Genomic DNA, 11,656 nt, shown 5'->3' with positions numbered 1-11,656 from the left:
ACCACGCTGCTTCATCATGGGCTACATTCTCAGGCGATTTCTCTCGACGCTGCCCGTCATGGCGGTGGTGGCCGTGGTGGTGTTCCTGCTGATTCACCTGTCGCCGGGCGACCCGGCCGCGCTGATCGCCGGCGACCTCGCCTCCGTCGAAGACATCGAGAAGCTGCGCGCCGCGCTGGGCCTGAATCTGCCGCTGTGGCAGCAGTTCGCGATCTGGCTGGGCAAGCTCTTCACCGGCGACCTCGGCACCTCGATCTTCACGCAGGTGCCGGTGACGCAGCTGCTGGGTCAGCGGCTGGAGCCCACGGTGTCGATCGCGGTGCTGACCATGGCGATCACGCTGGTGGTGGCCGTGCCGCTGGGCACGCTCGCGGCCTATCGCGCGGGCAGCTGGATCGACCGGCTGGTGATGCTGTTCGCGGTGCTCGCCTTCTCGGTGCCGGTGTTCCTGGTCGGCTACCTGCTGATCTACGCTTTCGCGATCCAGCTGCCGTGGTTTCCGGTCCAGGGCTATGTGCATTTCTCGGAAAGCCCCGGCGACTGGCTGCGCGGCCTGGTGCTTCCCTGCGTGAACCTGGCGCTGGTGTACATCGCGCTCGTGACGCGCATGACGCGCGCCACGGTGCTCGAGGTGCTGCATGAAGACTACATCCGCACCGCGCGCGCCAAGGGTCTCGGCGTGCTGCCGGTGCTGGGCCATGCGCTACGCAACGCGGCCATTCCCATCGCCACCACGGTGGGCGTGGGCATCGCACTGCTGATCGGCGGCGTGGTGGTGACGGAGACGGTGTTCGCCATTCCGGGCGTGGGCCGACTCGTGATCGATTCGGTACAGCGCCATGACTACCCCGTGATCCAGAGCGTGCTGCTGCTGTCGGCCGGCGTGTACGTGCTGATCAACCTGCTGATCGATCTGAGCTACCGGCTCTTCGACCCGCGCATCCAGTATTGATTGAACCGGCCTTCATTCCATGTCCTCTGCCCTGCCCTTCCGCCACGCCGACGCGCCAACCCCGGAGGCACCGGAGGCCGCCGAAGCACCCTTCGTGCTGCCGCGCTGGCGCTGGCTGCGCAAGAACCCCACGCTCATCATCGGCGCGCTGCTGCTGGCCGCGGTGGCCGCCATCTCCATCGCCGCGCCCTGGCTCGCCACCTTCGACCCGCAGGACATCGACCCGCTCGCGCGCATGCAGCCGCCCTCATCCGAGCACTGGTTCGGCACCGACGCGCTGGGCCGCGACGTGTTCAGCCGCGCGGTGTGGGGCGGACGGGTGTCGATGATCGTCGGCGCCTCGGTCGCGCTGCTGGCCACCTTCTTCGGCGTGCTGACCGGCCTGTTCGCGGGCTTCGTGCGCTGGGCCGACGGTCCGGTGATGCGCGTGATGGACGGGCTGATGGCCATTCCCGGCATCCTGCTCGCCATTGCACTCATGGCGGTGACGCGCGCCAGTCTCACGACGGTGATCGTCGCCATCACCGTGCCCGAGATTCCGCGCGTGGTGCGGCTGGTGCGCTCGCTCGCGCTCACCTTGCGCGAGCAGCTCTACGTCGAGGCCGCGCACGCGGTCGGCACGCGGCTGCCGCTGATCCTGCTGCGGCATGTGCTGCCCAACATGGTGGCGCCGCTGATCGTGCAGTCGACCTTCGTGGCCGCCGCCGCGGTGCTGACCGAGGCGGCGCTGTCCTTCCTCGGCGTCGGCGTGCCTGCGCAGACACCCAGCTGGGGCAACATGATGGCCGAGGGCCGCAACTTCGTGGCGGTGGCGTTCCACATCATCCTGTACCCGGGCCTGCTGCTGGCGGCCACGGTGCTGGCCATCAACCTGCTCGGCGACGGCCTGCGCGATGCGCTCGACCCGCGCTTGGCGCGGCAACTGTGAGCGAAGCGCCATGACGATCACGATGTCCCACACCGCGCTCGCCCCCGGCGAGCCGCTGCTCGAAGTCGACGACCTGCGCACCCACTTCCACACGCTGGCGGGCGTGGTGCGCTCGGTCGACGGCGTGTCCTACACCGTGCGAGCGGGTCGCACGCTCGGCGTGGTCGGCGAATCGGGCTGCGGCAAGAGCGTGACCGCGCTGTCGATCCTGCGGCTGGTGCCGACGCCGCCCGGGCGCCACATGGGCGCCGTGCGGCTGCGCGGCACCGACCTGATGCAGCTGAGCGAGCGCGACATGCGGCAGATCCGCGGCAACCGCATCTCGATGATCTTCCAGGAGCCGATGACCTCGCTGAACCCGGTGCTCACCGTGGGCCGGCAGATCGCCGAGACGGTGCAACTGCACCAGAAGGCCAGCCGCTGCGATGCGATGAAGCGCGCGGTCGAGATGCTGCGCTTGGTGCAGATCCCCGAGCCCGAGCGGCGCGTGAACGAGTACCCGCACCAACTCTCGGGCGGCATGCGCCAGCGCGTCATGATCGCGCTGGCCCTGGCCTGCAACCCCGAGGTGCTGATCGCCGACGAGCCGACGACGGCGCTGGACGTGACGATCCAGGCGCAGATCCTCGATCTCATCAAGCGGCTTCAGAAGGAGCTGGGCATGGGCGTGGTGATGATCACGCACGACCTCGGCGTGGTGGCCGAGAGCTGCGACCGCGTGGTCGTGATGTATGCCGGCAGGAAGGTCGAGGAAGCCGACGTGACCGATCTCTTCGACCGGCCGCTGCATCCCTACACGCGCGCGCTGATGGCCTCGATGCCCGGATTGAATACCGCGAGCACGCGGCTCACCGAGATTCCGGGACTGGTGCCGGCCGCGCACGAGCTGGGACGCGGCTGCGCCTTCGCGGCGCGCTGCGGCCATGCGCGCGAGCGCTGCCGCGTGGAGACGCCGCGGCTGGTGCGGCAGGGCGGCGACCATGTGGTGGCCTGCTTTGCCGTCGAAGAACAATGGGCCGATGCGGCCGGAGTGATGGCATGACGACCGCGGCCCCGCTGCTCGAGGTGCGCGATCTGCGCAAGCATTACGTCTCTCCCAAGCGCTGGCTGCGGCCCGCGAAGCCGGCGATCCAGGCGGTCGACGGCGTGTCGTTCTCGGTCGCGCGCGGCGAGACGCTCTCGCTGGTCGGCGAATCCGGCTGCGGCAAGACGACCACGGCCAAGTCGGTGCTGCGGCTGGTCGAGCCCAGCGCAGGCTCGGTGCGGCTCGACGGCGAGGAGCTGCTGACGCTCCCGGCGAACGAGATGCGCCTGCGCCGTCGCCAGCTGCAGATCATCTTCCAGGACCCGTATGCCTCGCTGAACCCGCGCCTGACGGCCGGCGACATCGTGGCCGAGCCCATGCGTAACTTCAGCAACTTCGGCCCGGACGACGCGGCCGAGCGGCGCGAGCGCGTGCAGTGGCTGTTTTCGCGCGTCGGCCTGCGGCCCGAGGCGGCGAAGAAGTTTCCGCACGAGTTCTCGGGCGGCCAGCGGCAGCGGCTGGGCATCGCGCGCGCGCTGGCGCTGAACCCGAAGCTGATCGTCTGCGACGAGCCGGTGTCGGCGCTGGACGTGTCGGTGCAGGCGCAGGTGGTGAACCTGCTGATGGATCTGCAGGCCGAATTGGGCATCGCCTACCTGTTCGTCGCGCACGACCTCGCGGTGGTGCGCCACATCAGCCATCGCGTGGCGGTGATGTACCTCGGCCATATCGTGGAGATCGCGGACCGCGACACGCTGTTCTCGACGCCGCTGCACCCCTACACCGAGATCCTGCTGTCGGCCGTGCCCGTGCCGAACCCGCGCACGCCGGCGCGCCGCATTCTGCTGCAAGGCGATCCGCCGAGCCCCGCCAATCCGCCTTCGGGGTGCCGCTTTCACACGCGCTGCCCGATGGCGCAGGCCGTGTGCAAGGAAAAGACGCCCGAGCTGACCGAGCGGCCCTCGTCGTCCAACGGCGGCCACTGGGTGGCCTGCCACTTTCGTTGAAGAAGGAATCCTCATGTCCGACGCTCCGACCCACTACGACCTCCTGATCCGCGGCGGCACCGTGATCGATGGCACCAGGGCGCCGCGTTTCGATGCCGACATCGGCATCCTGAACGGCCGCATCGCCGCCATCGGCCAGCTCGCGGGCCACACGGCCGACCAGACCCTGGACGCCGCGGGCCGCATCGTCGCGCCCGGCTTCATCGACTCGCACACGCACGACGACCAGGCCGTGCTGTCGCAGGCGCAGATGCCCTTCAAGGTGTCGCAGGGCGTGACCACGGTGGTGGCGGGCAACTGCGGCATCAGCGCGGCGCCGCTGCGCGCCGACATGGACCTGCCGATGCCGCTGAGCCTGCTCGACTCCCCGGCCGAAGGCCGCTTCACGACCTTCGCGGCCTATCTCGACGCACTGCGCGCCACGCCCTCGTCGGTGAATGTGGCGGCGATGGTCGGCCATTCGACCCTGCGCGCCGTGGTCATGTCCGACCTCGACCGGCCCGCGAACGATTTGGAGATCGCAGCCATGCAGGCGCTGGTCGAGGAAGCCATGCAGGCCGGCGCGATCGGCCTGTCGACCGGCACCTTCTACCCGCCCGCCGTGAAGGCCACGACCGAGGAGATCATCGAGGTCGGCCGCCCGCTCACGGCGCGCAAGGCACTTTACGTGACGCACATGCGCGACGAAAGCGACCGCGTGATGGAGTCGCTCGAAGAGACCTTCCACATCGGCCGCGCGCTCGACATCCCGGTGGTGGTGTCGCACCACAAGGTGCAGAACGTGCAGAACTTCGGCAAGACCAAAGTCACGCTGCCCTTCATCAAGGAAGCGATGCAGCACCAGTGCATCGGGCTCGACTGCTACCCGTACACGGCCGGCTCCACCATGATCCGCACCGACCGCGGGATGATGGAAGGCCGCGTGCTGATCGCCTCGAGCGTGCCGCACCCCGAGTGCGCGGGCCGCGACCTGAAGGACATCGCGGCCGAATGGGGCGTGTCGGGCGAAGATGCGGCACGGCGGCTTCAACCCGGCAGCGCGATCTATTTCATGATGGACGAGGACGACGTGCAGCGCGTCCTCGCGTTCGACGAGACCATGATCGGCTCGGACGGCATTCCGCACGGCGAGAAGCCGCATCCGCGGCTGTGGGGCACCTTCCCGCGTGTGCTGGGCCACTACAGCCGCGACATCGGCCTGTTCCCGCTGGAGACGGCGGTGTGGAAGATGACCGGGCTCACGGCCCGCAACTTCGGCCTGCACGAGCGCGGCACGCTGAAGCCGGGCCACCACGCCGATGTGGTGATCTTCAACCCCGCGACGGTGCGCGACACGGCGAACTACGAAACGCCGACTCGGCCGGCCGAAGGCATCGACGCGGTGATCGTGAATGGCGCCGTCACCTGGCAGCACGGCGTGCACAGCGGGGCACGCAACGGGCAGGTGATCGTGCGCAAGGAACACAAGGGAACCGCATGAGCATCGAACGCTACCCGACTCCCCTGCCTGTTCCGTTCTCGAAGGCCGTGCGCGCAGGTGGCTTTCTGTTCCTCTCGGGCGTGCTCGCGATGGATGCGCAGGCCAACATCGTCGAGGGCGGCATCCAGGCCCAGACGAAGGCCGTGCTGGAACGCGTGGCCCTCACGCTCGGCGAATGCGGCGCGCGCATGAGCGACGTGGTGCGCGTCACCGTGTGGCTTGCGGACCTGGGCGAGTTCGCGGCGTTCAATCGGCGGGTTGTGTTCATTGGCGGACGAGCGTCTGCAGCCGTGGCGCTCGCTGCTCGATGCCGCCACAATCGCTGCACAGTCATGTTGAACAGCGACTCTTTGGAATCAGGTCATGGACACTCGCCAGATGCGTTGCATCGTAGCCGTCGCGGATGCCGGCAGCCTGACCCGGGCTGCCGAGCAGTTGGGCCAGGCACAGCCAGCGCTGACGCAGACGCTCAATCGCATCGAGCAGGAGCTGGGCGTCAAGCTCTTCGAGCGGACGCGGCGCGGCGCCCTGTTGACGGACGCAGGGCATGCCGTCGTTGAAGACTTGCGCGCCAGCCTGGCCCATGGCGATGTGGCCGCTGACCGGGCTCGCGCGATTGCGCAGGGACGGGGCGGCAGGCTGATCGTCGGATTCGTGACGCACGCCGTCTACAAGGTGCTTCCGCATGCGCTTGATCGTTTGCGTCGTGAGTACCCCCAGGTGGCGGTGGTACTGCGGGAGATGAGCAACGCCGAACAGGTGGTGGCGCTCGAGAACGGGACGATCGACGTCGCGCTGCTCCACCCCCCGGTCTCGCTGGCGGTCAAATTGCACGAGCGTCAGCTTGGGCACGACAGGCTCATCGCGGTGGTGCCTGCGACCTATGCCCTCGCCGAGGACGGCACTGTCTCGCTGGCCGACGTTGCCGCACAGGGGTTGGTCTGGTTTCCGGAATCGCAGATGCCCGCCTTGCGCGCCGAGTTGCTGGGTGTGTTCCGCCGCCGCGGCCACGACACGAGGGTGGTGCAAGACGCCAACCGAACGCTCACCGTGCTGGCTTGCGTCGCCGCCGGCCTGGGATGGTCCCTGCTGCCGGAGTCGGTACGGGCGCTTGGGCACGAGGGCGTGCGTTACGCCACCGTTCGCGACGGCGACGAGCTTCCGCGCTTCGATCTCAGTGCACTGTGGCGGGCGCGCTCTCGCCCCACCTTGGCAGACGTGTTCGCGGACATGCTTGGGCCCTAGGAAATAGTGTGAACAGGTCCTAGTCGAGACGGATGTTGTTTTCCTTGGCAACGCGCGTCCACTTGGTCATTTCCACTCTTCGGAAGGTGTCCAGCTCCGCAGGCGTCGATCCGATGGTTTCTGCCCCTAACGCCACCAGACGGGCATTGACGTCCGGCTCCTTGATGACGGCGGCGAGGGCCTTCGACACCTTGTCGACGATCGGCGCGGGCGTGCCGGCCGGCGCAAATACGGCATTCCACTCGTACATCTCGTAGCCCGGCAATCCAGACTCCGCAATCGTCGGCACATTCGGCAGCACGGCCGACCGGCTCTTGCCCGCCACGGCGACCGCACGCAGCTTCTCGCTTTTGATGTACTGCAGCGAGGAGCCCAGACTGGCAAAGAAAACCGGAACCTGCCCCGCCATCACGTCGGTGAGCGCGGGCCCGCCCCCCTTGTAGGCGACATGCGTCATGTGGGTCTTGGCCATCGAATCGAACAGCTCGGCGGCCAGGTGCGGTGACGAGCCGTTGCCCGACGACGCGTAGTTGACGTCGCCAGGCTTGGCCTTGGCGCGCGCAATCAGGTCCGACACCGTGTGCACCGGGTACGCGGGATTCACCAGAAGCACGTTGGGCACCTTGACCAGCAACGACACCGGCGCGAAAGCACCCAGGGTGTCGAATGGCATCTTGCTATGCAGTGCGGGGTTCTGCGCGTGATTCGACGCGTCAAGCATGAGCGTGTAGCCATCCGGAGCGCTCTTCGCTGCAAGATCCCCGCCGATCACGCCGCCTGCGCCACCGCGATTGTCAATGACGACGGGCTGACCGAGCCGCATGGCCAGCGGGGGCGCGACGATACGCGCGACCGCATCCACGGTACCGCCCGGCGGGTAGGTCACGATCAATTTGATCGGCCTGTTGGGATAGTCCTGCGCCGCAGCCCAGCCGCCGGTGCAGAGCGTTGCGCAAACAATCAGCGCGCGGCCAAGAACTGAAAAAGTCATGTTGTCTCTCGATTGTGATTCGGGGGCTGACGGCTGGATCGTCAACTGAAGCGATAAAGCTCTGCGGGCGTATCGACAAGAATGCGTCGTCGCGCCTCTGGATCAGGAATCCATCTGTCGAGCGCCCGCCGGGCCGACGCAAAACTGGCCCGATCCCGATGCTGCGTGTTGGGCCAGTCGCTTCCCCAGACCAGGCGTTCAGGTCCGAAACGCGCAAGCAGGGCAGCCGCTGCCGCGGTGGCCTGCGCTCCCTCCTCTTGATCCCAGCTTCGATAGGCGGCCGCAAGCTTGACCCACACGCGCCCCGTCGCAGCCTGCGCCAGCAGCCATTCGAATCCGCCGTCGCTTCCTTCGACATTGGAATTCGGCCTCCCGAAGTGGTCAACGACGACCTTGCAACCCGCGAGCAGCAGCGGCTCGACGCACTGCCTGAGATCGACCGCCTCCCGATGCACTTCCACGTGCCAGTCAATCGCATGGAGTCTTGCAAGAAAACCGGACCAGAACTCGCCGCGCAGATCGGGGATGGGAAGCCCGACGAGGTTCAGACGGACGCCGCGGACACCCAGTGCGTCCAGCTCGTGGAGTTGCTGCGCGCTCGTCGATGGATCGAGCATGACCACACCGCGCAAACGCGTTGGTTCGCGCCGCAACGCGTCGAGCAGGAACGAATTGTCGGTTCCGAGGAAGCTCGGCTGCACCAGAACGCCGTGCGACGCACCGTGCTTGTCGAGGAGGGACAGGTAATCGGCAAGCGTTGCGTCGTACTCCGGGGCATGGCGCCGGCGCGGCGCCAGCGGCAGGCCGCGCACGAACACATGCGCGTGACTGTCGACCGCGGTGCGCGTGGCGGACGATTCAAGCATAGCGTCGCTCGAGCGCATCGAACTCATCCTTTCGCACCAGCGCCTGGCGTTCGGCAAAGGTGGCAAGCAGTCCGCTCGATTCCTCGAGTTTCCCAACGCTGTGCAATGTCTGGAGCGCCTGCGTCATCCCGCGCAAGGCGCCCTGCAGGGCGGCGTTGGCGTACAGCACCAGACCGAAGCCCATGGCGGCGAACTCGGCCGCCGTGAGCGTGGGAGTCTTGCCGCCGATCACCACGTTGACCACTTGCGGGCAGGGAATCTCCGCCGGGATGCGTCGCAGGGCCGCCAGAGATTCAGGCGCCTCGACGAAGGTGATGTCTGCGCCAGCCTCCGCATAGGCGACGGCCCGGGCGATGGCTTCATCGACGCCTTCCACGCCGGCAGCGTCCGTCCGTGCAATGACCAGAAAGTCGGGGTGCAGCCGCGCGTCGACTGCGGCCTTGACCTTGCCCACCATCTCCTGTTGCGTGATGATGGATTTGCTCTCGAAGTGACCGCACTTCTTCGGCATCGCCTGGTCTTCGAGCTGGATCGCGTTGGCCCCGGCGCGCTCCAGGGTGCGCACGGCATGGCGTACGTTCAGGGCGTTGCCGAAGCCTGTATCGGCATCCACGACGATGGGCAGTGCCACCGCGTCGCGGATCGCGGCGGTGTGCTGGGCAATGTCCGTCAGGCCGACAAAGCCGAGATCGGGCATGCCGTAGAAGGTGTTGGTCAGGCCGGCACCGCTCAAGTACACGGCTTCGAAGCCGAGATGCTCGATCACCCGGGCCGCCAGTGCGTTGGCTGCGCCGGGAACCATCAAGCCGCGGCGCGCATTGACAAGCTGTCGCAACCGGGTACCTGGATGGATCTCGCTCATCATTCGTCCCGCATGCCGGTCGCCTTGACGACAGCGCCAAGACGAGTGCGCTCTTCGTCGACGAACTTGACGAAGGCGGCGCGTGTACCGCCGATGGGCTCGATACCGACTTTCTTGAGTCGATCGATGACTTCAGGCGTCTTCATTGCCTTGTCCACGGCATCACTCATCTTGTCGAGAATCGCGGCTGGCGTTCCGGCTGGCGCGTGGATACCTGCCCAGTGCGCGATGCGTATGTCGCCGAAACCTTGCTCGGTGGCCGTCGAGAGTTGCGGATAGGCAGAGATGCGCGTGGTCCACGTGTCGGCCAGGGCCTTGAGCTTCCCGCTGGTGATGTAGGGCAGCGCGACGATGCTGGCTTCGGACGTCGCCTCGACCTGCTTGCCGATCACCGCGGTGATCGACTCCGAGCCGCTCTTGTAGGGAACGATATCCAGCTTTGCGCCGTACTTGGTCTGCAGGATTCCGGCCACGAAGTGAGGCGTGCTCCCGGTGCCCGCAGTTGCCCAATGGAAGCCCTGGCCCGTGCGCGAAGCAGCGATGAACTCCTTGAGATCCTTGTAGGGGGCATCCGCGGCCACGAGCACCACCGAGGGCGCCAGGCCGATCATGACGACCGGCGTCAGGTCGCTGTCCTTGTACGGCAGGTGCTTCTTGATCATGCTGTTCGAGATCACGCCCGCCGCGCTGACCAGGAACGTGTAGCCGTCGGGCGCCGACTTGGCAGCGATGTCGGCGCCGAGGCTGGTGGCACCACCGGGTTTGTTCTCGACGATGACGGGCTGCCCCAGCGCCTTGGACGCGCCTTCCGCCCCAACCCGCGCCATCAGGTCATTGGCGCCTCCGGCCGAGAAAGGAACGATCAGCCGTATCGGCTTGACCGGCCAGGCGGGCGGGGTCTGTGCGAATGCGCAGTGGCTGGTGGCGGCGATGGCCAGTCCGCACCAGAAGCCAATGCGAAGCGTCGTTGTCATGGTGGAGGTCTCCGTTAGATTTGTAGCTCAGGGAAGAGCCAGTATCGGGAGGAGCATCTATCTTCGGAACCACCAATTCTGTTCAGTTTCGATAAGCCCTCCTTATGACGACGCGACGCGGGCATCAGGACATTCATGCGTGGCCGGGCATCCGCAGCGCCGACTTCCTCTAAGCGAGCAGTCACCGAGGATCCCAATGAAACAGTCCGCCGCCGAGCGTCCCGACCCGACTACCCAACGCAAGGCCGCCATCGCCCGTGGCGCCGCCTTTGACCACACAGGCAAGGTCCTGGTCGAGCCGATCCCGAACTTCGACCTCGATCGCACCATCTTCAAGACCCTCGAGGGCAATGCCGCCCGCTTCGTGATGACCACCCGGGTGGGCAAGGAGGTCCACTGGGACGCCGCTGCCGCCCAGTCAGTGCAGGCCGAGTATGCGGCCGCCCGCGCGGCGCACCCGCTCCCCGAGGTGAGCCCGGCGCTGATGCAGTTCCTGGTGAGCGAGTGCGACTTCAATGTGGAGCACGCCGACGGCTCGTTTCTACCGGCTCATCCACCTGGTGGACTTCCTCCCGGTGGCGAACTGGTCGGCACACCAGAACGACACCTCGTTCATCCTGTTCCGCGATCTTTACGGCCAGCTCGAGGGGGCCGGCAAGCGAGAGGCGATCGTGGGCTACACGCCAACCTCACGCCCTCGCAAGCTGGAGGGCGAGCCGCTGGGCGTAGGCGCCTGGCTCACCACGCTGGTCCCGGTGAGTGTCAGCGAACGGGTGGCGGCCAAGTCGGTCGCCCGCTTCTCGGAGCGCATCGGGCACACCCTCGACTACCGGATCGCCTGGACCTGATCCGACGGTAGATTCGTCCCGGCGGAGAGTGTTGCGGAGAGTGTCGATGCGGGCGTTCGGATCGCTTGGTCCAAATCGCCTTTTCGGCGTACTGGACTGCCCCCGACCCGCCGTCGCTGCTCATGGCCGACCGCCGAATTCCGCAACGGTCCGCTTCGTTGGAAGCTGACCGACCGCATCGGCCCGAAGCTCCGATTCGCGACATGCGGAAGCGGTCGTTCGCGGGCGATTCACCCTGACTGCCCGTTTCCACCCATACGCCGAATTCACGACGATCTCGGCGAAGGTCTCGCTCTTGGAGGTGGCCGCGCGCGATGGCTTGTGTCTGCTCGGCGCGGCGCGCAGAATCGTGCTGCCAGTTTGGAGGAATGGATCATGACGATTCCGTACTTTGTCTTGACGCCCGATCAGCGCGAAGTTCCTCTGAACGTGCTTGGCACGCAAGTCACGGTGCTTGCGTCGAATGCGCGTCGAATGCG

At 66.9% G+C, this 11,656-nt stretch carries 12 protein-coding genes and 1 pseudogene; 8 read left to right on the top strand and 5 right to left on the bottom strand.

Annotated features, from left to right (window positions below; genetic code table 11):
* Positions 1-16: 16 nt before the first annotated feature.
* The 7 genes and pseudogenes from AC1D2E_RS25840 to AC1D2E_RS25810 all read left to right on the top strand — a co-directional run bounded on the left by AC1D2E_RS25840 (position 17) and on the right by AC1D2E_RS25810 (position 6,636).
* Positions 17-952: an ABC transporter permease gene (locus AC1D2E_RS25840; RefSeq protein WP_478167209.1), complete on the top strand. Its 936-nt coding sequence runs from the start codon at positions 17-19 to the stop codon at positions 950-952.
* A gap of 19 nt (positions 953-971) precedes the next feature.
* Positions 972-1,880 (top strand): ABC transporter permease, encoded by a 909-nt coding sequence (locus AC1D2E_RS25835; protein ID WP_478200048.1) that lies wholly within the window; start codon positions 972-974, stop codon positions 1,878-1,880.
* 10 nt (positions 1,881-1,890) lie between these two features.
* Complete coding sequence (locus AC1D2E_RS25830) at positions 1,891-2,922, top strand: ABC transporter ATP-binding protein (protein ID WP_478200047.1); 1,032 nt, start codon at positions 1,891-1,893, stop codon at positions 2,920-2,922.
* Positions 2,919-3,911, top strand: a complete 993-nt coding sequence (locus AC1D2E_RS25825; protein ID WP_478200046.1) for an ABC transporter ATP-binding protein — start codon at positions 2,919-2,921, stop codon at positions 3,909-3,911. The genes AC1D2E_RS25830 and AC1D2E_RS25825 overlap by 4 nt, the downstream gene beginning before the upstream one ends.
* A 13-nt stretch (positions 3,912-3,924) precedes the next feature.
* Positions 3,925-5,391 carry an N-acyl-D-amino-acid deacylase family protein gene (locus tag AC1D2E_RS25820; protein ID WP_478200045.1) on the top strand — a complete coding sequence of 489 codons (1,467 nt, stop codon included), beginning with the start codon at positions 3,925-3,927 and terminating at the stop codon, positions 5,389-5,391.
* Positions 5,388-5,633 (top strand): annotated as a pseudogene (locus AC1D2E_RS25815) (RidA family protein); the annotation flags it as partial. The gene AC1D2E_RS25820 and the pseudogene AC1D2E_RS25815, both read left to right, overlap by 4 nt.
* Positions 5,634-5,754: 121 nt before the next feature.
* A complete protein-coding gene (locus AC1D2E_RS25810; RefSeq protein WP_478200044.1) occupies positions 5,755-6,636 on the top strand; it encodes a LysR family transcriptional regulator in 882 nt (293 codons plus the stop codon).
* A gap of 19 nt (positions 6,637-6,655) precedes the next feature.
* Here the strand turns inward: AC1D2E_RS25810 and AC1D2E_RS25805 are convergent, their stop codons facing one another.
* From AC1D2E_RS25805 to AC1D2E_RS25785, 5 genes are all read right to left on the bottom strand, one after another.
* Positions 6,656-7,627 carry a tripartite tricarboxylate transporter substrate binding protein gene (locus tag AC1D2E_RS25805; protein ID WP_478200043.1) on the bottom strand — a complete coding sequence of 324 codons (972 nt, stop codon included), beginning with the start codon at positions 7,625-7,627 and terminating at the stop codon, positions 6,656-6,658.
* A gap of 41 nt (positions 7,628-7,668) precedes the next feature.
* Positions 7,669-8,493, bottom strand: coding sequence for an amidohydrolase family protein (locus AC1D2E_RS25800; RefSeq protein WP_478200042.1), 825 nt, complete (start codon positions 8,491-8,493; stop codon positions 7,669-7,671).
* On the bottom strand, positions 8,486-9,355 hold the full coding sequence (locus tag AC1D2E_RS25795; protein ID WP_478200041.1) for an isocitrate lyase/PEP mutase family protein: 870 nt from the start codon (positions 9,353-9,355) through the stop codon (positions 8,486-8,488). The genes AC1D2E_RS25800 and AC1D2E_RS25795 overlap by 8 nt, the downstream gene beginning before the upstream one ends.
* Complete coding sequence (locus AC1D2E_RS25790; protein ID WP_478200040.1) at positions 9,355-10,329, bottom strand: Bug family tripartite tricarboxylate transporter substrate binding protein; 975 nt, start codon at positions 10,327-10,329, stop codon at positions 9,355-9,357. Before AC1D2E_RS25790 ends, AC1D2E_RS25795 begins: the two co-directional genes overlap by 1 nt.
* A gap of 181 nt (positions 10,330-10,510) precedes the next feature.
* Complete coding sequence (locus AC1D2E_RS25785) at positions 10,511-10,726, bottom strand: hypothetical protein (RefSeq protein ID WP_478200039.1); 216 nt, start codon at positions 10,724-10,726, stop codon at positions 10,511-10,513.
* Between the two features lie 163 nt (positions 10,727-10,889).
* On the opposite strand from AC1D2E_RS25785, the gene AC1D2E_RS25780 reads away from it, so the two are divergent.
* Positions 10,890-11,177, top strand: coding sequence for a hypothetical protein (locus AC1D2E_RS25780; protein ID WP_478200038.1), 288 nt, complete (start codon positions 10,890-10,892; stop codon positions 11,175-11,177).
* The last annotated feature ends 479 nt before the right edge of the window (positions 11,178-11,656 follow it).

The organism is Variovorax sp. P1_H2, from assembly GCF_056405295.1.
Note: the sequence above shows the minus strand (reverse complement) of the source record. Positions and strands in the feature narration are given on the sequence as shown.